The organism is Ectopseudomonas composti, from assembly GCF_900115475.1.
Taxonomy (GTDB): domain Bacteria; phylum Pseudomonadota; class Gammaproteobacteria; order Pseudomonadales; family Pseudomonadaceae; genus Aquipseudomonas; species Aquipseudomonas composti.
Window position 1 is genome coordinate 61,524 of sequence record NZ_FOWP01000005.1, and the last position, 21,862, is coordinate 83,385.

General features: G+C 64.2%; 17 protein-coding genes. 4 read left to right on the forward strand and 13 right to left on the reverse strand.

Annotated elements, in window-relative coordinates:
• Window positions 1-23 precede the first annotated feature (23 nt).
• Window positions 24-185 (forward strand): DUF2986 domain-containing protein, encoded by a 162-nt coding sequence (locus BM059_RS10750; RefSeq protein ID WP_074938571.1) that lies wholly within the window; start codon window positions 24-26, stop codon window positions 183-185.
• A gap of 236 nt (window positions 186-421) precedes the next feature.
• Here the strand turns inward: BM059_RS10750 and BM059_RS10755 are convergent, their stop codons facing one another.
• Window positions 422-1,324, reverse strand: a complete 903-nt coding sequence (locus BM059_RS10755; RefSeq protein WP_037001788.1) for a LysR family transcriptional regulator — start codon at window positions 1,322-1,324, stop codon at window positions 422-424.
• 183 nt (window positions 1,325-1,507) lie between these two features.
• Here BM059_RS10755 and BM059_RS10760 point away from each other — a divergent pair, with 183 nt between their 5' ends.
• Window positions 1,508-2,896, forward strand: coding sequence for an L-serine ammonia-lyase (locus BM059_RS10760; RefSeq protein ID WP_037001790.1), 1,389 nt, complete (start codon window positions 1,508-1,510; stop codon window positions 2,894-2,896).
• Window positions 2,897-3,043: 147 nt separating this feature from the next.
• Here BM059_RS10760 and BM059_RS10765 read toward each other — a convergent pair whose 3' ends face one another.
• Window positions 3,044-4,711, reverse strand: a complete 1,668-nt coding sequence (locus BM059_RS10765; protein ID WP_037001792.1) for a BCCT family transporter — start codon at window positions 4,709-4,711, stop codon at window positions 3,044-3,046.
• 285 nt (window positions 4,712-4,996) lie between these two features.
• Here BM059_RS10765 and cls point away from each other — a divergent pair, with 285 nt between their 5' ends.
• Together cls and BM059_RS10775 are read left to right on the forward strand one after the other, a co-directional pair.
• On the forward strand, window positions 4,997-6,442 hold the full coding sequence (gene cls / locus BM059_RS10770) for a cardiolipin synthase (RefSeq protein WP_074938573.1): 1,446 nt from the start codon (window positions 4,997-4,999) through the stop codon (window positions 6,440-6,442).
• A 58-nt stretch (window positions 6,443-6,500) separates the two neighbouring features.
• Complete coding sequence (locus BM059_RS10775; protein WP_074938575.1) at window positions 6,501-7,226, forward strand: substrate-binding periplasmic protein; 726 nt, start codon at window positions 6,501-6,503, stop codon at window positions 7,224-7,226.
• On the opposite strand, the gene BM059_RS10780 is transcribed toward BM059_RS10775, so the two are convergent.
• From BM059_RS10780 to bufB, 11 genes are all read right to left on the reverse strand, one after another.
• Window positions 7,209-8,420 (reverse strand): PepSY-associated TM helix domain-containing protein, encoded by a 1,212-nt coding sequence (locus BM059_RS10780; RefSeq protein WP_074938577.1) that lies wholly within the window; start codon window positions 8,418-8,420, stop codon window positions 7,209-7,211. The two genes, BM059_RS10775 and BM059_RS10780, sit on opposite strands and share 18 nt — an antisense overlap.
• A gap of 50 nt (window positions 8,421-8,470) precedes the next feature.
• Window positions 8,471-10,606, reverse strand: a complete 2,136-nt coding sequence (locus tag BM059_RS10785; protein WP_074938579.1) for a TonB-dependent siderophore receptor — start codon at window positions 10,604-10,606, stop codon at window positions 8,471-8,473.
• A 165-nt stretch (window positions 10,607-10,771) separates the two neighbouring features.
• Window positions 10,772-11,287, reverse strand: a complete 516-nt coding sequence (locus BM059_RS10790; protein ID WP_074938581.1) for a DUF3617 domain-containing protein — start codon at window positions 11,285-11,287, stop codon at window positions 10,772-10,774.
• A 249-nt stretch (window positions 11,288-11,536) separates the two neighbouring features.
• Window positions 11,537-11,944 (reverse strand): DUF1850 domain-containing protein, encoded by a 408-nt coding sequence (locus BM059_RS10795; RefSeq protein ID WP_037001801.1) that lies wholly within the window; start codon window positions 11,942-11,944, stop codon window positions 11,537-11,539.
• Window positions 11,941-13,968, reverse strand: a complete 2,028-nt coding sequence (locus tag BM059_RS10800; protein WP_074938583.1) for a TRAP transporter permease — start codon at window positions 13,966-13,968, stop codon at window positions 11,941-11,943. Before BM059_RS10800 ends, BM059_RS10795 begins: the two co-directional genes overlap by 4 nt.
• 133 nt (window positions 13,969-14,101) lie before the next feature.
• Window positions 14,102-15,055 (reverse strand): TAXI family TRAP transporter solute-binding subunit, encoded by a 954-nt coding sequence (locus BM059_RS10805; RefSeq protein ID WP_036999326.1) that lies wholly within the window; start codon window positions 15,053-15,055, stop codon window positions 14,102-14,104.
• 526 nt (window positions 15,056-15,581) lie between these two features.
• Complete coding sequence (locus BM059_RS10810) at window positions 15,582-16,922, reverse strand: sigma-54-dependent transcriptional regulator (RefSeq protein WP_036999329.1); 1,341 nt, start codon at window positions 16,920-16,922, stop codon at window positions 15,582-15,584.
• Window positions 16,923-17,069: 147 nt separating this feature from the next.
• Complete coding sequence (locus BM059_RS10815) at window positions 17,070-18,827, reverse strand: sensor histidine kinase (protein WP_036999332.1); 1,758 nt, start codon at window positions 18,825-18,827, stop codon at window positions 17,070-17,072.
• A gap of 40 nt (window positions 18,828-18,867) precedes the next feature.
• Complete coding sequence (cfaB, locus tag BM059_RS10820) at window positions 18,868-20,052, reverse strand: C17 cyclopropane fatty acid synthase CfaB (protein WP_074938585.1); 1,185 nt, start codon at window positions 20,050-20,052, stop codon at window positions 18,868-18,870.
• A gap of 147 nt (window positions 20,053-20,199) precedes the next feature.
• A complete protein-coding gene (locus BM059_RS10825; protein ID WP_074938587.1) occupies window positions 20,200-20,994 on the reverse strand; it encodes an HvfC/BufC N-terminal domain-containing protein in 795 nt (264 codons plus the stop codon).
• Complete coding sequence (gene bufB, locus BM059_RS10830) at window positions 20,985-21,830, reverse strand: MNIO family bufferin maturase (RefSeq protein WP_074938588.1); 846 nt, start codon at window positions 21,828-21,830, stop codon at window positions 20,985-20,987. Before bufB ends, BM059_RS10825 begins: the two co-directional genes overlap by 10 nt.
• Window positions 21,831-21,862: the final 32 nt, after the last annotated feature.

Here is a 21,862-nt window from a genome sequence, read left to right on the forward strand (position 1 = left end):
CAGGACAGCACAAGCACACGACCATGAATCGCCGCAAAAAGATCAAACAACTGCTCGAAGCCCACGCCAAGAAGGCCAATGCCAAGCTCGCGCCGAAAAGCAACAAACCCAAATACATCAGCAAAGCTGACAGGCTGAAGTTAGAGGCTGAGGCGGCTCAAGAGCCCGTCACGTCCGTTGAGTAAAAGTTGATCGTTCCCACGCTCCGCGTGGGGATGCAGCCCAGGACGCTCTGCGTCCGTTGCGGTTTAGGCAGAGTCCGCCGACGCAGAGCGTCTCGAACGGAGTTGCCCACGCAGAGCGTGGGTACCATCAAAAGCACCCTCTCCCCCGGCCCCTCTCCCATGAATGGGAGAGGGGAGCAAAAGCCTCGCGGCTGCAGGGGAATACCGCCCGGTCGGTCCTGCACGGCGGGATGGCGCTAGCCGAGGACCTTGTCGGCGGTATACACCGCCTCGTCGAGAAACACGTTGACCGCCGGGTGGTCGCGCTCGCCCTTGCGGTAGGCGAGGAAGACGCCGCGTTGGATATCGGGCGCCAGCGGCACGGCTGTAACACCAGGCAGTGGGCGCACCAGGCGCAGGCCGGAGACGATGGAGATGGAGTTGCCCGAGGCGACCATGGCCGCGACCATCTCGAAGCCGGCGCAGTGGGCGTTGATGCGCGGCGCATAGCCCGAGCGGCGGCACAGGTTGGTGATGAATTCGCCGAAGGAGCTGCCAGTGGAGTCCAGCGCCCAGGCTTCGTCGCGCAGCTCGGCGATGGTCAGGCTGTCGCGCCGGGCCAAGGCATGGTCGATGGGTAGCAGCACGTGCAGCTGGTCCTGGGTCAGGGGAATCAGCGCGTAGTTCTCGCGGTTCTCGTCGGGCTGCACGGCCAGATCATCGATCACCGCCACGTCGATCTGCCAGGCGCCAAGAGCGCTGAGGCTTTCCTGTGGTTCCAGCTCCAGCACCACCACGTTCAGCCGCGGGTAAGCGCTGCGCAGCGCACGCACGGTTTCCGCGATCACTGCCACGGCGATCGAGGGGAAGGCGGCCACGCGCAGTTCGCCGGCGATCTCGCCGCGCAGCAACGCCAGCTCCGAGCGCGCTTCGTCGAGGACCATGAGGATGCGTTCGGCATGCGCCACCAGGCGCTCGCCGGCCGGGGTCAGCACCACGCCGCGTCCGCGTCGTTCGATCAGCGCCATGTCCGCTTCGCGTTCGAGCTGAGACACCTGCTGTGAAACGGCCGAGGGCGTCAGGTGCAGCGACTCGGCAGCGGCGGCCATGGTGCGGCAGCGGGCCAGTTCACGCAGGGTGCGCAGGCGGGTGATGTCCATGGCGCGATCTCAATAGTTAAGGGTCGCTAACGAATAGGTTAAAAATAAATCAGTATACATAATGATATGGCCGGCCTTAGATAGAGATATCCACACGCGCTGAACCGGGCGCGTGGTTCACCCACATAAAGGCATCGCTGAAAACCCGGTTTTCAGCCGTGCCCACAGAAGAAGAATCTCGCCATGGCTATCAGCGTTTTCGACCTGTTCAAAGTCGGTATCGGCCCCTCCAGCTCCCACACCGTCGGCCCGATGCGCGCGGCCGCGCTGTTCACCCACGCGCTGGAGAACCACGGCCACATGCCGCAGGTGACCCGTGTCGCCGCCGAGCTGTATGGCTCGCTGGGCGCCACCGGCAAGGGCCACGGCAGTGACAAAGCGGTGCTGCTCGGCCTCAGCGGTTACGAGCCGGACACCGTCGACGTCGATCAGGTACCCGGCTACATCGAGGCGATCCGTCGCGACAAGCGCATCGTCCTGGCCGGCAAGCACTCTGTCGCCTTCGACGAGAAGGCCGACCTGAAGATGTTCCGCAAGGCGCTGCCGCTGCATGCCAATGGCCTGCGCTTCGCCGCCTTCGATGCCGCTGGCATTCAGGTGCACGAGGCCACCTATTACTCGGTGGGCGGCGGCTTCGTGGTCAGCGAGGCGATCCTCGCCGACGGCTCCAAGCACAAGGTCATCGCCCCGGATGCCACCAGCCTGCCGCTGCCGTTCAGCAGTGGCACCGACCTGCTGCGCCTGGCGCGCGAGAACGGCATCGGCATTGCCGAGGTGATGCGCCGCAACGAACGCCACTGGCGCAGTGACGAAGAGACCGATGCCGGCTTGCTGGAAATCTGGAAGGTGATGCAGGCCTGCGTCGACCGTGGCTGCCGCACCGAGGGCATCCTGCCGGGCGGCTTCAAGGTACGCCGCCGCGCCGCGATCCTGGCACGCAAGCTGGGCGGCTTCCAGCGCAGCTACCTGGAAGACCCACTGCGCATGCTCGACTGGGTCAACCTCTGGGCCCTGGCGGTGAACGAGGAAAACGCCGCCGGTGGCCGCGTGGTCACTGCACCAACCAACGGCGCCGCCGGCATTATCCCGGCCGTGCTGCACTACTACGCCAACGCCATTTCCGGCGCCAGCGAGCGCGGCATCATCGACTTTCTGCTGACCGCCGGCGCCATCGGCATCCTCTACAAGGAAAACGCCTCGATCAGTGGCGCCGAAGTCGGCTGCCAGGGTGAAGTCGGCGTGGCATGTTCGATGGCGGCCGGCGCGCTGTGCGCGGTGCTTGGCGGCACCCCGGAGCAAGTCGAGAACGCTGCCGAGATCGGCATGGAGCACCACCTGGGCCTGACCTGCGACCCGGTCGGCGGCCTGGTGCAGATCCCCTGCATCGAGCGCAACGCCATCGCCTCGGTGAAGGCCATCAACGCCGCGCGCATGGCGCTGTACGGCGACGGCTCGCACTACGTGAGCCTGGACAAGGTGATCAAGACCATGCGCGAGACCGGCGCGGACATGCTGACCAAGTACAAGGAAACCGCGCGTGGCGGCCTGGCGGTGAACATCATCGAGTGCTGATACACCCTCGCCAGATGCGAAAACGCCGCGGACCCTGACAGGTTCGCGGCGTTTTTGTTTGTGGCCGTGGGCGATGATGCGGCGTTGAAAGCGCCCTCTCCCCCAGCCCCTCTTCCATAAATGGGAGAGGGGGGCAGACCGCGTCGCTTAACGCGGCTCGCTCATCAGACCTTTGACGATGGAAATACAGCCCACCAGCAGCACGATGGTGAACGGCAGGCCCGTCGATACGGCCATCGCCTGCAGCGCCACCAGACCGCCGCCGAGCAGCAGGGCGATGGCGATCACGCCTTCGATGCTGGCCCAGAACACGCGCTGCGGTACCGGTGCATTGACCTTGCCGCCCGCAGTGATGGTGTCGATCACCAGCGAGCCGGAGTCCGACGAGGTGATGAAGAACACCACCACCAACACGATGCCGATGAACGAGGTGATGCCGGTCAGCGGCATTTCGCCGAGCATGCTGAACAGTTTCAGCTCCAGGCCAGCGTCCTGTGCACCGGTGAAACCATCGACCAGCAACTGGTTGATGGCGGTGCCACCGAAGGCGGTCATCCACAGCACCGACACCAGCGACGGCACCAGCAGCACGGCCACGAGGAACTCGCGCACGCTACGGCCACGGCTGACGCGGGCGATGAACATGCCCACGAACGGCGACCAGCTGATCCACCAAGCCCAGTAGAAGGCGGTCCAGCCCTGGCTGAAGTTGGCGTCTTCACGACCAATCGGGTTGGCCAGCGCCGGCAGATACTGCAGGTAGGCCCCGAGGTTCTTGAAGAAGTCGGTGAAGATCACCACGGTCGGCCCGGCGATGATGATGAACAGCAACAGGGCCATGGCCAGGCCCATGTTGATCTCCGACAGGCGCTTGACCCCCTTGTCGAGGCCAGCGACCACCGAGGCCAGGGCGATAAGGGTAATGGCGACGATCAGCAGCACCTTGGTGGTGTCCGTAGCCGGGATGCCGAACAGGTACTCCACCCCGGCAGCCGCCTGCTCCGCGCCCAGGCCCAGCGAAGTGACCAGACCGAACAGGGTAGCGAACACCGCGAGGATGTCGACGATATGCCCAGGCCAGCCCCACACGCGCTCACCGAGGATCGGGTAGAAGATCGAACGGATCGACAGCGGCAGGCCCTTGTTGAACGAGAACAGCGCCAGTGCCAACGCGACGATGGCGTAGATCGCCCAGGGGTGCAGGCCCCAGTGGAAGATGGTCGCGGCCATGCCCAGGCGTACGGCTTCCTCGGCGTTACCGGCAGCGCCGCCCAGCGGTGCCCAGTCGGTGCGCACGCCATCCTCACCGACGGTGATGCCGCCCATCGCCGCGCTGTAGTGCGACATCGGTTCGGACACGCCGTAGAACATCAGGCCGATACCCATACCGGCGGCGAACAGCATGGAGAACCAGCCCATGTAGGTGTAGTCGGGCGTCGCGTCCTTGCCGCCGAGGCGTACTTTGCCCAGTGGCGACAGGATCAGCCCGATACAGAGGACGACGAAGATGTTAGCGGCGCCGATGAAGAACCAGGCCATGTGATGAGTGAGCCAGTCGCGCACACCGCTGAACAGCGGTTCGATCTGGTTCTGCAGGGCCAGGGCGAGGATCACGAAGATCACCGCGACCAGCGCGGAGATGGTGAAGACCTTGCCGTGAATGTCGAGGGCGAAGACGAACTGCCCTTTGATGTTGTCCTGACCGATGACGTAATCGGTGTCGATCAGGTTGGCCTCACCGGACGGTGCCGGGATGCCCTCGTGGGTTTCCGCTGCGGATGGCGGGGTCGTGTCATGCGAAGGGACGTTTCCCATACGTGGCGTACTCCTTGATGTGTTTTGGGCTCGCTAAGCCGAACGTGAACAGGACGGATGCCCTCCTCCAATTAAAGACGACCTGCAAACGGGTCGAACCGAAAAGGGTAACACATGAATTCTGCTCACTCAGGCTCACAGACACATGAAAGTCCCGAATAATTCCCTGAAAGGTGGCAATTTGCCCGCCACTGCCATTCGCCAGGTAGCCGTGGCAGGATACTCGCGAACGCTGCGCAACCCCCGTGGTCAGCTGCACACAGCCTGTGCAAAGGAAGACCCTGCATGCCTGCGGATTTCGGCATTCCTCATCTGTTCGCCTACCTGATCGCCACCATTCACGCCCTCGGCGTGCTGGCTGCGATCCACGCCGTGCTGACCGTGCGCACCGCCCAGGGCGCGCTGGCCTGGGGCTTGTCGCTGTTCTTCATGCCCTACCTGACGCTGCTGCCGTACCTGGTGTTCGGGCGCAGCCGCTTCGATGCCTACGTCAAGGCGCGGCGCCAGGCCGACAAGGAAATGCACCACGCGATGGCCGAGCAGGACTGGCGCCCCTGGGTCGAGGAAGCCAAGGCCGCGCACCTATCGCCCGCCTACGATCGCCTGCGTGCCCTGCCCCGCCTGTCACATCTGCCTGGCCTGACCGGCAACCGCGTCGAGTTGCTGATCGACGGCGAGGCCACCTTCGCGGCTCTTTTCAGGGCGCTGGCCAACGCCCAGCAGGTGATCCTGCTGCAGTTCTTCATCATCCGTGACGACAGCCTCGGTCGGCGCCTGCACGACGTATTGCTGGAGCGCGCCGCTGCTGGCGTGCAGGTGCACGTGCTGTACGACGGTGTCGGCAGCCATTCGTTGTCCACTGCCTTCATCGACCGTCTGCGCCGCGGCGGCGTGCAGATACACGCCTTCCCCACGCGCTCCGGGCTGTTCAATCGCTTCCAGCTGAATTTTCGCAACCACCGCAAGATCGTCGTGGTCGACGGCGAGATCGGCTTTCTCGGTGGGCTCAACGTCGGCATCGAGTACCTCGGTCAGAAACCACCGCTGGCGCCCTGGCGCGACACCCACGTCGAAGTGCGCGGCCCGGTGGTGGCCAGCCTGCAGGAAGCCTTCGCCGAAGACTGGTACTGGGCCTGCAAGCGCCTGCCACCGCTGCTGATGCCGAGCAAGCAGGATGAACCCGGCCTGCTCTGTCAGGTGGTCGCCAGCGGCCCGGCCGACCCGCAGGAAACCTGCTCACTGCTGTTCGTCGAGGCGATTCACGCCGCGCGTGAGCGGGTCTGGCTGAGCAGCCCGTATTTCGTCCCCGACGAGGCACTGTTCGCCGCACTGCGCCTGGCGGTGATGCGCGGCGTCGATGTGCGCCTGCTACTGCCGGCACGCCCGGACCATCGCATCGTCTACGCCGCCTCCAGCCTGTATGCCTTCGAAGCCCTGCGCGCTGGCGTGCGTATCTTTCGCTACCAGCCCGGTTTTCTGCACCAGAAAGCCCTGCTGATCGACCATGAAGCCAGCATGCTGGGCAGCGCCAATTTGGATAACCGCTCCTTCCGCCTGAATTTCGAGGTCAGCCTGCTGACCTTCGACGAAGGTTTCAATGCTCAGGTGGCGGCCATGCTGGAAGACGATTTCAGCCGCTCGCGCGAGCTGGTCAACGCCGACCGGCGCAACCTGCACCGCCTGCAGCAGCTGGGCATGCGCGTGGCGCGGTTGATCTCGCCGATTCTCTGAGGCGCGGCTATGGTTAGGGTGCCAGCCGCTGTTAGCTGTCAGCGAGACCCTGCCCACCATGACCAAGTGTTTTGCCCTGCTGCTCTGCCTGTTCGTCCTGCCCGCTGCGGCGCAGGAGGAAATTCGCGTCGGCGTCGAACTGCAGCCCTACCAGCCTTACTCCGACGTGGAGAACGGCGAGTACCGCGGCTACGCGCGCGACCTGCTGGACGCCTTCGCTGCCGAGTACGGTTACCGATTCGTTTACACGCCGCTGCCGGTCAGGCGCCTGCTTGGCGATTTCCTGTCCGGTCGGGTCGATCTCAAGTTCCCCGATCACCCGCAATGGAACGCCGACCAGAAGGCCGGCCATGACATCCACTACAGCCATCCAGCCGCGCCTTATGTCGACGGCATTCTGGTCAAACCGCAGCACCTGGGTCAGGGCCAGCAGCGCATCGAACTGCTCGGCACGCAGAATGGCTTCACCCCATGGCCCTACCTGCCGGAGATTCGCGCCGGGGAAATCCGCCTGATCCAGGCCAACCAGATCGACTCGTTGCTGCGCATGGCAAGCAGCGATCGCGTCGACGCGGTCTACCTCAACCCCAAGGTAGTCGCTTACCAGTTGCGGCAGATGCGCATGGCGCCCGACAGCCTGATGTTCGACCCCGAGCTGCCACACGTGGAAGATCACTACTACCTGTCGAGCATCCACCATCCCGAGTTGATCGAGGCGTTCAACCGTTTCCTCGAGGAACGCGCCGAACAAGTCGCGGCGATACGTTTACGCCACGGCCTGTGAGCCGGCACTCAGGCGTTGTGCAGCAAGCACGCGCGAGCGGCGTTTCCTGGCCCAGATCACCACGCCGGTGAGCGACAGCGCGGCGACCGCCAGGCCCAGCAACGACACCAGAATCCGCCCCGGCAGACCGATGATGCGCCCGGAATGCAGCGGGAACTGCGCCTGCAGGAAGATATCGCCAGCGCTGCCGGTGCCCGGCACATGTGCGCCAGCCAGTTCGCCACTGCGGCTGTCGACGTAGATCCAGGGATTGCCCAACCCGGCGTCGCCGTGGTCTTCACCCAGCTCATAGAAACCAACGCCGTAGACACCGAATTCGGCCGAGTGGAACAGCGCTGCAGCCGGCGCGTGCCAGCCCAGTCGACGCGCTTCGGCATCGGCAATGGCGATGGCCTGGCGGCGGTCGATCTGCGGCACGATCTGCTTGTCCAGCGTCACCGGCGTGCGACTGGCGAAGGGGCTTGGCGTCAGCGGTGAGAACAGTTCGACCAGCGGGCGCACCACCTGGCGTTCGAGGTTCATCGACAGTGAGGTGACAGCGAGGATCAGCAGCAGCAACCAGATCCATACGCCGCCGGAACGGTGCAGGTCGAAGTTGAGCTTGTAGCCGCCCTGGCGCCAGCGAAAGGCGAACGACTTGCGCCAACTGCGCAGGTTGGGGAACGACAGCCACAGCGCCACCAAACAGTCCAGGCACCAGACGATGGCGACGATGCCGAAGAACAATATGCCCAGTTCGATGCCGAAGCCGTCCGGGATATGCAGGCTGTAATGCAGCTTGTAGAGAAACGGCAGCAGGTTCTCCCGACTCAGGGAGATCGCGCCCCATTCACGCTGGCCCTGGATATTGCCGTTCACCGGATCGACGCCCAGCTGATTGAAGCCCAGCTTGTAGGCCTTACTCGTCGCAGGATCGATACGCGGGTCGACGAAGATGCCCAGGGCATGGCCCGGCTCCAACGCCAGTGGCATGAAGCTCACCTGCAAGCGCGGATCGCGTGCCTCCAGCGCATCCACCAGTTGCAGCGGGTCCTGCGCCGGCCCTGCGCTTTGCGCATCGAACAGGTGCGGGTTGAGCCATTCGTCCAGTTCGTGATCCCAGGAAATGACAGCGCCGGTCAAGCCGGCGGTGAACAGGAACAGGGCGATGAACAGGCCGCACCAGCGGTGCAGCAGTACCAGAATCGGGCGCATCGAATTCTCTCGTCGACCAGCAGGGCCGCCCGTTGGGGCGGCCCTGGCCGTCAGTATTTCCAGGTCAGGGTAGCGCTGACGTTACGTGGGGCACCGTAATAGGCCTGCGTCCAGTACAGGCTGCTCAGGTACTTCTCGTCGGTGAGGTTGTTGAGGTTGGCCGACACGCTCCAGTTGGGGTCGATGTCGTAGCTGGCCATCAGGTCGACCACGGCGTAGGCCTTTTGCTCGGCATCGGCAGTGCCAATCGAGGTAAACCCGTCATCGGCCGTCAGCGACACAGCGGTTTTGATACTGTCCTGCCAACGCACCGCCGCACCCACTTTGAGTTTTTCAAGACCTGGCACACGATAGGTCGCCGCAGCCTTGACCATGTGCTTCGGCGAGTAGGTCACGGCATGCCCGCCGTCGGCGTCGGTGATGTCGACGAAGGTGTAGCCGGCGCTGAGCTGCAGGCCATCCAGCGGCTCACCGGAGAACTCCAGCTCGTAACCTTCGCTGGTCAGGCCTTGGATGGCGCGGTAGTAGGCGACACCGCCCCTGACGCCGGCCTGCTCGGCAAAATTGTCCTGCTCGGTGCGAAATACCGCCAAGGACACATTGACCTTGTCGTCGAACAGCTCGCCCTTGATACCGGCTTCGTAGTTCACGCCCTCCAGGGGCGCCAGACGCGAGCCACTCACATCGCTTTTGGTCTGCGGCTCGAAGATCTCGGTGTAGCTGGCGTACAGCGAGTACTGCTCGGTGAGGTCATAGACCACGCCCGCGTAGGGCACGACCTTGCCGCTGTTCTTCGAGGACTTGGCCAGGCTGTAATTGATGCCGTTGCTCCGCACGTCGATCACGCGGGCGCCGGTGATCAGGCTCAGGTCGTCGGTCAGGCTCCAGCGAGCCGCACCGTAGGCGCTTTTCATGCGGTCAGTGAAATCACTGCCGGCACTGCCGTTGTCATTGCGCGGTTTGGCGTAGTCGCCGCTCCAGTCTTCCAGGGGCGGCAGCATGGTGCCGGTGGTCGAGTCATACCAGGAGCGATCTTCCAGCTCGGAGCGTGACCAGCTGCCACCCAGAGCCGCCTCATGCTGGCGCCCGGCAAAGCTGAACGGGCCGCTGGCCTGCACATCGACGATCAGCTGTTTGTTCTTCTCGTTGTACTCGGACGGATAGGAGTAAAGGCCGGCCCCAGTTTCGCGGTTCGGCGTGCCGTAGATGTAGAACATCGAACCGTCGCTCTTCTTCTCCACCCGCGTGAGCACGGTCTTGGCCTGCCAGCCGTTGTCGAAGGTATGCGCCAGCTCGGCGAAGGTGCGGTTTTCCTGGTTGTCCCAGTAGGCCCAGTCAGTGGCGGTGCTGGTGGAACGCGAGTAGTCGGTCTTGCCGCCATCCTGATAAACCAGCGGCAGCGCGCCCCACATCGGCGAGTTGGCGTCGCTGGTCTGCAGGGTGTGGCCAAGGGTGAACACGCTGCTGTCGTCCAGATCGAACTCCAACACGCCATGGAACATGTTCTTCTCGCGCGAATAGCGGTCGAGGTAGGAGTTCTTGTTTTCGTTGGCGTACACCACACGCCCGCGCACGCTGCCCGCGTCATTGAGCGCGCCGGATACGTCGGTGTCGATACGGCGTTTGTCCCAGGAGCCGGCCGTCAGGTCGACGCGCGCCTGCGGTACGGCGGTGGGCCGCTTGCGCACGAAGTTGACGGTCGCCGAGGGATTGCCAGTGCCGGAGATCAGGCCATTGGCACCGCGAACGACTTCCACACGCTCGTACATGGCGGTGTCCAGATCGCCTTCGACGTTGCCGTAGACGAAGGGCACGGAGATGCCGTCGTATTGGAAGTTGGTGATGTCGAAGCCGCGGGCGGTGTAATAGGTGCGGTCGGTTTCGACTTCCTGCACCTGTACGCCCGGCACGGCCTTGAGCGCATCGTTGACGCTGGTCAGCTTGAAGTCGCGCAGCTGGGCACCGCTCAGGGTGGAGATCGACTGCGGCGTCTGCCGCGGGGTCAGGTCGAGCTTGGTCGCAGCGCTGCTGGACGTGGCTTTGTAGCTATCGACATCGGCCGCCGCACTGCTGCCAAGCACGGTCTGGGCATCGAGCTCAAGCTGCTCCTGCTCGCTGGCCACGGCATGATTGAAACTGCAGGCGGCCGCAATCGCCACGGCCAGGTGGGTTTTTCTGCTGAACAAGGGACGATCTCCTGATGCGCTGTCGGTAGCCGCTGACAGTCCCTTCGCAGCCGAATGCCTCCCTGGCAGGCATTCGCGAACTACGAATGCAAATAATTAGCGACAAAATTCTCGCAGCAGGAGCACAAGCAGTCAATACGAATAATTTACATCTTCAGCTGCATCTCAGTTCCTTTTGAGAGAAGTACAATCCGTCCCCACCCAACGGGCTTGGCTCTCCATGCTGCTTGGCTGGCCCTTGTAGGTGCCTTTGACCTGGGTGGTAAATTCCTTGTCGCTGACGAAACGGGTCTCCCCTTCGCCCTGCGCATCCGGGCAGGTAAAGCGGAATTTCCACAGGTTACTGCTGCGTTCGGTGATCTGCTGGTTACAACCAGAGTTGGGATCCTGCAGGGGAATGTCCTGCGACTTGATCTGCTCTTCGGTCAGGCAGATTTGCACCCCACCGGCACCGAGTTTCACACCGCGCTCGGCCATCATGCCTTCCATCATCTGGCGCTGCTCCGGCGGCAGGTTCTGCAGCTGCGCGAGGATCTGATCCATGCCCGGCATCGCCTGACCGCCGACTTGCATGTTGTGCGCGCTGACCTCCCAGACACCGGACTGCAGCTCTACCGCGCTAGCCACCACGGGCGACAGGCAGAGAGCAAGAGGTAGAGCGGTACGATAAAGAATGCGCATGACAGGTCTCCTGAGCGGATAGTAGGCCAAGCCGACGGCGCCTCGGCGGCACCTGGGCATCGGGCCGCCGCTCCTGTAGGAGTCGCGCCCCGCGGCGAGTTGGACAGTGCATAAGCGCATAAGATTCGCGGCGCGCATAGCCCCGCTGGCCGCAGATGAACAAAACCCCCACAGGCTTGCGCCGCATGGGGGTTTCCTTCTTTAGACCCGGCACTTGTGGCGCCGGGAGCATGGGTCCGCTCGGCGAACCTAGCCCGCGTCAGCCGCGGGGGAGCTCAGCTCACAGCTCCAGAGTTCCAACGCCGGCTGGCTCGCTTTTGGCGGGCCTAGCCAGTCGCTCATCGGGCGACAACGCTGGTTGAAACACAGTTGGTAATCCCCGGCTTCGGGCGTACGCCCCACTCGCAGGGGTTGCAAAGGCGGTAGCTGACGCTGGTAGTGCCAGCTGCCATTGCGCAGTTCGGCGCCGTCAGGAATCTCCATGCCGGCGCCGGAACCCTTGACCCGCGCCTCGCCGAGAACCAAGCCCTCAGCGGTGACGCGGTAATCTTCTTCCCAGCGAATCTTCTCGATGGTGTGGGTCCAGGCCAGGGTGAAGGCCGGCGTGGGCAACTCTGCCCACACCGCGCCGGCCAACCCCAGGCAAAGACCAATCACGCTGTCGCTGCCTCGGCACGACGGGCGCGCCAGACGTGTTGAGCGATGAAGATGGCGCTGAGGACAAAGCCGATTTCGTCACTGATCGGGGTGGCGAGAATCAGGCTGGCGCCAGCGGCCAGACCCAGGATGCGCTCCCACCAGGTCAGCTTGGCTTGCAGGTAACCGGTGAACACGGCGCCCCAGATGCCGATGGCCAGCATCGCCTTGAGACCGACGTAGACCGTCGCCAGCAGGCTATCGCCCTGCAGCATCAGCGCTGGCGAGTAGACCGCCATGAACGGCACGACGAAGCCGGCAACGGCGATACGCACGGCCCACAGGCTGATCTTCAGGCCACGCTCCTTGGCGATTGGCGCGGCAGCGAAGCAGGCCAGCGCGACCGGCGGCGTGAGGTCGGCCATGATGCCGAAGTAGAAGACGAACATGTGCGAGACGATCAGCGGCACGCCCAGCTCCAGCAGGGCCGGCGCGGCGATCGAGCTGGTGATGATGTAGTTGGGGATTGTCGGGATACCCATGCCCAGCACCAGGCAGGTGAGCATGGTCAGCACCAGCGACAGGAACAGGTTGTCCTGGCCGATGGCGAGGATGTAACCGGCGAAAGTGGAAGCCACCCCGGTCAGCGACACCACGCCGATGATCACACCGACCAGGGCGCAGGCGATACCGACCGGTACGGCATGACGCGCACCTTCGACTAGCGCATGCAGGCACAGGGTCAGGGTTTCACGGCCGCCTTTGACGAACCAGCAGATCGCCACCAGCAGGGCGATAACGCCGAACACCACGCCGATACCGAGCTGGAAGAAGCCGGCGCAGAGCACGCCCAGGGCGATCCAGAAGGCGAAGCGCATGATCTTCGACGACACCTGCAGGATGATCGCCGAACCGAGGATGACCATTGCGGTCAGCGCCAGGCCGACGGTACCGGAGAACAGCGGGGTACGACCGGAGAACAGCAGGTAGATGAGGATGAACAGCGGAATCAGCAGGAACCAGCGTTCACGCACGGCTTTCCACGGGTTCGGACATTCGTCCTTGGGCAGGCCGCGCAGGTTGGCGCGCTTGGCCTCCAAGTGGACCATCCAGAACACCGAGCCGAAGTACAACAGCGCCGGGATCAGTGCGGCCTTGGCCACTTCGAAGAACGGCACGTTGATGGTCTCGGCCATGATGAAGGCCACGGCGCCCATGATCGGCGGCATGATCTGGCTACCCATCGACGAGGTCGCTTCGACGCCACCGGCGAAGGCCGGGCGGTAGCCGAAGCGCTTCATCAGCGGGATGGTGAACTGGCCGGTGGTGACCACGTTGGCCACGCCGGAACCGGTGATGGTGCCCATCAGCGCCGAGGACACCACCGACACCTTGGCCGGGCCGCCGACCTTGTGGCCGAACAGGCCCATGGCGAAGTCGGTGAACAGCTTGATCATCCCGGCCTGCTCGAGGAAGGCACCAAACAGGATGAACAGGAAGATGTAGGTCGCCGAAACGTAGGTCGGCGTGCCGTACAAGCCTTCGGTGCCGAACGACAGCTGGTTGACGATCTGGTCGAGGCCGTAACCGCGATGCATCAGCTCGCCTGGCAGGTACTGGCCGAGCATGCCGTAGGCGAGGAACAGGGCACAGATGATCGGCAGGGCGATGCCCATGACCCGGCGCGCCGCCTCGAACACCAGCACGATCAGGGTCAGGCCGATGATCATGTCGCCGGTGGTCAAGTCACCGGAGCGCTGGATCAGGTCCGCCTCGAAGTACCACTGGTAGATGGCCGTAGCCATGCCGGCCAGGCCCAGCAGCCAGGCCGCGGGCTGCCACGGACGGCCCTTGCCGAGCGCCGGGAAGCTGATGAACACCAGCAGCAGCAGGAAGCCGACGTGCACCGCACGCAGCACCTGGGTCGATACCGGGTGAAAAGCCGCAGTGATGATCTGGAAGATGGAGAACAGCAGCGCGACGGCAAAGAGCGCCTTCGGCCAGTCGGACGGGCTGGCGGCCAGGCCGTTGTTTTGTTCACTCATGGAGTGCAAACCTCATGACTACTTCGATACGGAGGCAGAGTCGCCAACAAAACCCACCGCCTGTAAGCGCCGGTTTTATTCGCGATTCTGTGAAGACCGGACCGTGGCGGTTACGCCACGGCCCGCGCCGTCATTACAGCGCGCCGGCTTCCTTGTAGAAGCGCTCGGCACCTGGGTGCAGCGGGATCGGCAGGTTCTTGGTAGCGGTTTCCAGCTTGATGTCCTTGGCCGCGGAGTGAGCGGTACCCAGACGATCGAGGTTGTCGAACATCAGCTTGGTCATCTGGTAGGCCACTTCGTCGGAAACGCCTTCATGGCTGACCAGGATGTTGGTGATGGCAACGGTGGGTACGTCAGCATCCTGGCCGTCATAGGTACCGGCCGGAATGGTGGCGGCCTGATAGGCAGCGTTGTCAATCTTGGCAGTGATTTCGGCCGGGATGGCGACGAAGCTGATCTTCATGGTCGAGGCCAGGTCACGAATGGCGGCCATGCCCAGGCCGGAGGACTGCAGGGTAGCGTCCAGCTGACGGTTCTTGATCAGCTCGACCGACTCGGCGTAGGGCAGGAATTCGACCTTGCCCATGTCCTTGTAGCTCAGGCCAGCGGCTTCGAAGATGGCGCGAGCGTTGAGCTCGGTACCGGACTTCGGCGCGCCGACAGAGATGCGCTTGCCCTTGAGGTCTTCCAGGGTCTTGATGCCGGATTCAGCGTTGGCAACGATCTGGATGTAGTTCGGGTAGGTACCGGCAATGGCGCGGATCTTCTTCAGCGGCGCCTTGAAGCCGGCGTCTTCGACACCGTTCCAGGCATCGGCTACCGAGTCGCCCAGGGCGAAGGCCAGCTCGCCACGACCTGCTTGCAGCAGGTTGAGGTTTTCCACCGACGCCTTGGTCGCCTGGACCGAGGTCTTGGAGCCTTCGATGCCGTTGCTGTACAGCTGCGACAGGGCTACGCCGATCGGGTAGTACACACCACTGGTACCGCCGGTGAGCACGTTGATGAAGGTCGGGGCAGCGAGCACTGCAGTGCTGGCAGTAATGGCCGCAGCTGCGGCAAACAGGCTGATTTTCTTGGTCAGTCGCATGGAAGTATCTCCGTCGTTGTTATTGGCTGTATGCAGAGTTTCACTCTAGACGACGTCGCACAGGCGACGCCGACGTTGCGCGATCAGCAGCGCAGGGTGCAGCGATGGACAAGAGCCGCGGCAAGCGCGGAAGAGAGGCGGCCCATGCAAAGCAGCGAGTGCGGCATGGCACGAGGGGCGTGGCAGTTCATGGGGCTGACCTCTTGTCGTTGTTATGGTCGCCACGTCGGCAAGGTGCTGAGCGGCTGCAACTGACATAGCAGATGCCGTGCCAGGGCCTGAAAAGCCCGAGATAGAGGGGTTTTACAGAGAGACCAATGGGTCACTGAGCGGTAAACCGCTTACCCTCGCGAGAGGATAAGCAAAATTCCGCCTATAAGGTGAGCCGGACGCAGGCCGGGGATGAGGTGAGCGCTACTTGCCGAATTGCATCCGGACCACGGCTCGTAGGGTGCGCCGTGCGCACCGGCTGGCTCAAGATCATGACACCAGGTGCGCAAGGCGCACCCTAGATGCCCGCGCTGCCTTATTCTTCGCCGCCTGGCAGGTAATCACCACGCGCCAGGCCATGGCGCTGCATCTTCTCGTTGAGGGTGCGGCGCGGCAACTGCAGCATGTCCATCACCGCGGCGATATTGCCCTGGCATTGCAGCAGGGCGTTGTGCAGGCACTGCGCCTCGAAGGCTTCCATCTGCTGTGCCAGCGCCTGGCCGGCGAAGCGCTCGGCCGGTGGCGGGCTGGACAGGCCCAGGGCATGACGCTCGGCGGCGTTGATCAGCTCGCGCACGTTGCCCGGCCAGTCATGGCCGAGCAGGCGCGCCAGCTCGCTCGGCGCCAGCGGCGGCGCTTCGCGGCCATGACGCAGCGCCGCCTCATGGGCGAAATGCTCGAACAGCAGGGGAATATCCTCGCGGCGCTCGCGCAGTGGCGGAATGTGCAGGGTGGCGACGTTCAGGCGGTATACCAGGTCCTCGCGGAAACGCCCGGCCTTGACCTCATCGAGCAGGTCCGGCTTGGCCGCGCTGATCACCCGCAGATCGACCTGAATGCTCTTGTTCGAACCCAGGCGCTCCAGGGTCTTCTCCTGTAGCACACGCAACAGTTTGACCTGCTGCGCCAGCGGCAGGCTCTCCACCTCGTCGAGGAACAGGGTGCCGCCGTCGGCGTGCTCGATACGGCCAATGCGCTTGGCCTGAGCGCCGGTGAAGGCACCACTCTCGTGGCCGAACAGCTCGCTTTCGAAGATGGTCTCGGGGATCGCCGCACAGTTGAGCGCGGCGAAGGCCTTGCTGGCACGCGGGCTGAAATCGTGCAGGCTGCGCGCCACACGCTCCTTGCCGCTGCCGGTTTCACCACGGATCAGCACGTTGACCGAGGTACCGGCCAGTTCGAGGATCTGCCGCCGCAGATTTTCCATCGGCCGGGAAATACCGATCAGCTGGCTCTCGATACGGCCCTTGTCGGCCACCTGCCGACGCAGCTGGCGGTTCTCGCAGACCAGACGACGCTTGTCCAGCGCACGCCGTACGCTGTCGAGCAGGCGCTCGGGGGTAAAGGGTTTCTCGATGAAGTCATAGGCACCCTGACGCAGCGCCTGCACCGCCATGGGCACATCACCGTGGCCGGTGACGAGGATCACCGGCAGGTCGCTGTCGACCTGCAGCAGCTTGTCGAGCAATTGCAGCCCGTCACTGCCGGGCATGCGCACATCGCTGACGACGATGCCGGGGAAGTCACGGTCGACCACCGCCAGGGCTTCGGCCGCGCTGGCGCAGGTGCGTACTTCGAAACCGGATAGTTCCAGCCACTGCTGCACCGCCTCGCGAATCGCCGCTTCATCGTCGACCACTATGACCTGAGCGCTCATGGCACCTCCTCTTGAGAACGGCGGGCAGTGTAGCCCGACGAATACGATCCGGGGGAACGACCGGTGCGCACGGCGCACCCTACGGTCGGGCGCGCAGTTCGTAGGGTGCGCCGTGCGCACCAGCCGCAACACCACCGTGAATAGTATCTACGGTGCGGCCGGCAGCCTCATGCTGAACACCGCGCCCAGCTCGCCGTTGTGCGCCTCCAGGGTGCCACCAAGATCACGCACGATACCGTAGGACACCGCGAGGCCAAGCCCCAGCCCCTGCCCCACCGGCTTGGTGGTGAAGAAGGGTTCGAACACCCGGCCGAGGGTTTCCTCGGCGATGCCACCGCCGCTGTCCTCGACACTGAGCAGGCAGCCATCGCCTTCACGGGCGATGCGCACCAGCAGGATGCGCGACTCGCTGTCGGCCATGGCATCGAGGGCGTTGTGCAGCAGGTTGAGGATCACCTGTTCGATACGGATGGCATCACCCAGCACCTCGGCTTCGTCGTCGATCTGCGTGCGCAGCTCCACCTGCTCGCTGCGCATACGCGGCGCCAGCAGTTGCAGCGCCTGCTCCAGCACGTCACTCAGGCACAGGCGCTCGCTGAGCCCAGCCGGCGTCTTGCGGGCGAAGGTTTTCAGGTGGCCGGTCAATGCGGCCATGCGCTGCAGCAGGCCATCGATACGCTGCAGGCCGTCGCGCACCGCTTCCGGCCGACCGCTATCGAGCAACAGACGCAGACTGCCGAGCTGCATCTGCAGGGCGGTCAGCGGCTGGTTGATCTCATGCGCGAGGGCCGCCGACATCTGCCCCAGCGCAGCCATCTTGGCGGCATGCACCAGGCCATCCTGCGCCTCGCGCAACTCGGCGGTGCGCAGCGCCACCTCGCGCTCCAGGCGCTCGCGGATACCGGCCTGCAAGCGCTGGTTCTTGCGCCGCTGGGCGAGGAACAGCAACAGGAAGGCGAAGGTCATCCACACGCCGGCAGCGGCCAGGCGATAGCTGCGCACACTATCGGCCAGACCGACCGGCTCGCTGAGCAGGTGCAGGGTCCAACCTTCTTCAGGCATGTACAGGCGCTGCCAGAGGTAATCGCGATTGCCGTCCGGGCCATCGACACGCGCCCAGTCCGCATCGGCGTCGATATGCCGATATACCTGATGGGCCAGCGGCTGCAGCGCCTGTTCGGCATAGCGGCGCACCTCCACCAGCTCGGCACGCGCCTGCTCGTCGAGTGGCTGCAGGGCACGGAAGCGCCAGATCGGTTTGTTGCTGAGGATCACCACCTGATAGCTGTCGGCGACCATCAGCACGCCCGGCTGGCCGACCCATTCGCGCTGCAGGTCTTCCAGCTCCAGCTTGACCACCAGCACGCCGAGCAGCTCGCCCTTGTCATCGCGCACCACATGGGAAAGGAAGTAGCCGGGAATACCGGTGGTCACGCCCACCGCGAAGTAGCGCGCGCCACCATCGCGCACGGCGTTCTGGAAGTACGGGCGGAAGGCGTAGTTGTTGCCGACGAAGCTGCTCCAGTCACGCCAGTTGCTGGCCACCAGGGTTTCGCCCCGGGCATCGAGCAGGTACAGCACGGTCGAACCGGCAGCGGCATTGAGGCGCTCCAGGCGCTGGTTCAGCGCCAGGCGCAGTTGGCGATCATGTGGTGCACGCAGCAGGCTGCGAATGTCGCTGTCCAGCGCCAGCACCTCGGGCACCGAGCTGAAGCGCTCGACCAGGGTGCGAATGGATTGAGCGTAGAGCTGCAGTTGTCCACGCGCCTCGACGCTACGCTCGTCCCAGGCCCGCTGCTCGGCATAGCGGCCGCCCAGCCACAGGCTCAGCAGCAAGCCGGCGACAATCGCCAGAACGGTGAGCAGAACGCGGTGGCGATAACGGGGGCGCTGCGGCAGGGGCATGGGCGGCTCGCGAAATCAGGACGAGCCGCATGTTACCCCATCACGCGTAGAGGTCGGCGCGTGTCCAGGGCAGATCATGGCTGCCGTCGTCTCGCGGCTTCACCGCCAGAATCTGGTGCAGGTTCATCCAGCCATGCTGAAAGCCGTAGGCACAGCCGGCCAGGTACAGGCGCCAGATGCGCAAGGACTTTTCCGGTACCCACTGCGCGGCCTGCTGCAGTTGCCGTTCCAGGCCCTGGCTCCACAGGTGCAAGGTGCGCGCGTAATGCAGGCGCAGGCTTTCGACATCGACGATCTCCAGCTCCGCCTCGCTGATTGCCTTGCTGATGGTCACCAGATGCGGCAGCTCGCCCTGCGGGAACACGTAGCGGTCGATGAACTCGCCAGCGCCACGGCCAACCGGGCGGCCGTCGGTGAAGCGCGAAGTGATGCCATGGTTCATTACCAGGCCACCGGGCCGGACCGCGCCGAACAGACGCTGGCAGTACAGCGGCAGGTTGGCGTGGCCAACGTGTTCGAACATGCCGACGCTGACCACCTTATCGAAGCGGCCGTCTTGCGGCAGATCGCGGTAGTCGAGCAGCTCCAGGGTCACGCGTCGCTCCAAGCCTTCTTCGGCCACGCGCTGCAAGCCCAGCTCCAGCTGCGCCTGGCTGAGGGTGATGCCGTAAACCTCGACATCGAACTCGCGGGCGGCGAAACGCGCCAGACCGCCCCAACCACAACCGACATCGAGCAACCTGTCACCCGGTTGCAGGCGCAGCTTGCGGCACAGGTGGCGCAACTTGGCCTGCTGAGCCTGGTCGAGGCCTTCCTGGCCGGTTTCGAAGTAGGCGCAGGAGTAGACCATGTCGCGGTCCAGCCACAGGCGGTAGAACTCGTTGGACAGGTCGTAGTGGTAGCTGATGGCTTCGGCGTCGCTGTGCTTGTCATGCGCGGCGTACTGTTCAACGGCAGCGGGCTCGTCACCAAGCAGCGCGGTGCTCAACGCATCGCCGACCTCGATGACGTCTTCGATGGGGCCTTCCAGATCCACCCGGCCTTCGACGTAGGCCGCGCCCAGTGCATCGAGGCTGGGATGCACCAGCTGCGTGACCAGGCTCGGGTCCTTCACCACCAGCGTCACCCGGGGTGACGGCCCCAGGTCGAGCTGCTTGCCGTCCCATAATTTCAGGCGCAGCGGTAGCTGGAGATCACGAAGTGCGGCGGGCAGTTGCGCAAACATGATTGTCCCTCCTGGCCAGGCGTGTTTTGCAGGGGCCTGATGCAGATGACCAGGCCCCTCTCACCAGGTTCGATTGCGGCGACTAGCGGCGTGCGTGGCACGGACACGCACGCATCGGCAGCCAGATTACGCAGCCGATGGCGGCCGTCAGGACTGGGCGCTATCGACCCGCTGCAGCAGGCCATCAGCCAGCCATTGGCGCAGCCAGCTCACCGCCTGAGCTGGTGCCTGTTCACCGAGATGCGCCAGCTCGCCGCACAGCTCGGCGAAGTTCCAACCGTGCACGGTCATGCCTTGCAATGCGGCCGCTTCATCGGCCGTCAGACTGCGGTAGCGGGTAATCAGCTGATCGCGCCAGATCACGCAGGTCTCCACCTCCTCCAGCGGCTGACTGCCGGGGAAATCGCCCTGCTCCTTGCACGCGCGCCAGAGCGCCAGGCTGTTATGCCGACAAACCAGCCACTGCACGCTCGGCAGCAGGCGCACCTGCAGGGTCGGCCAATCTTCGGCCGGCAGTTCGGCCATCTGCGCCAGGCTCAGGGGCCGGCCTTCCGCTGCATCGAAGGCCAGGGTAAAGGCCCATTCCAGCCGCGCCAGTTCGCTGAGCGGCGCAGCCTGGGTCGGTACCAGATAGCCGTCGATAAAGTCAGCCAGCTGCGCGCCGAGCCAGCGCAGGCTGAAATGCTGCGAGGGATGCGCATCGAGATAGGCCAGTGCCAGGGCATCGAACTCCTCATCACCGAGCCAGCCGTGCACCGCCGAATAATCACCACGCAAGGCTTCGAGCAGACGCGCGCGGTAGGCGTTGTGGTAAATCGCCAGGCCCTGTTCGGCGCTCAGCGCCGCGCTGCCCAGCAGACTGGCCTGCAGCGCCGGGTTGGCCTGGGCAGCGGAGCCCAGCAGGTAGGCCTGCACCTGCGCCTGCCAGTCACTCAGGCGCATTGCGGCGTGCCTTGCAGCGCCTGGGCGGCAAACCGGCGCGCAGTGTTCAGCTCGTCGAGCAGCACATCCAGGTCGGGAAAATGATCGTCACGCTCCAGCAGCGTGGACACCGGCCCGAGGTGCTGCAATGTGCGTTGATAGAGCTGCCAGACCGGATCGCTGACCGGCTGATCATGGGTGTCGATCAGGTAGCTGCCGTAATCGCTGTGGCCGGCCAGGTGCAACTGACGGATGCGCTGTTTGGGCAGGCTGCTGATAAAGGTCCAGGCATCGAAGCCGTGGTTGCGCGCACTGACGTAGACGTTATTGACGTCCAGCAACAGCTCGCAGCCGCTCAGTTCGCTGAGCGCGGCGAGAAACTGCCATTCGCTGAATTGGTCATCGGCGCAGCGCAAATAGCTGGAGACGTTTTCCAGCACCAGCGGCCGTTCGATCACGTCCTGCACCTGGCGCACCCGCGCGGCCACATGCTGCAGGCTCTCCTCGGTGTAAGGCAGCGGCAGCAGGTCATGCAGCTGGTGGGCATTGCCCTGGCTCCAGCACAGATGATCGGAGATCCATGCCGGCTGTACGCGCGCGGCGAGGTGTTTGAGCTGGCGCAGGTAGTCGCGATCCAACTCATGCGGGCCGCCAATCGACAGCGACACGCCATGCATCACCAGCGGGTACTGCTCACCGATGGCATCGAGAAAGTAGAGGGCCTTGCCGCCCGCCACCAGGTAATTTTCCGAGACGATCTCGAACCAGTCGATAGCCGGCTGCTGCTCGAGAATGGCTTGGTAGTAGGTGCTGCGCAGGCCCAGGCCGAAACCCAGATTGCCGCGTTGAGCATTCATCGCTGGCTCCTTGCAGGGTGATGCGGGGCAAC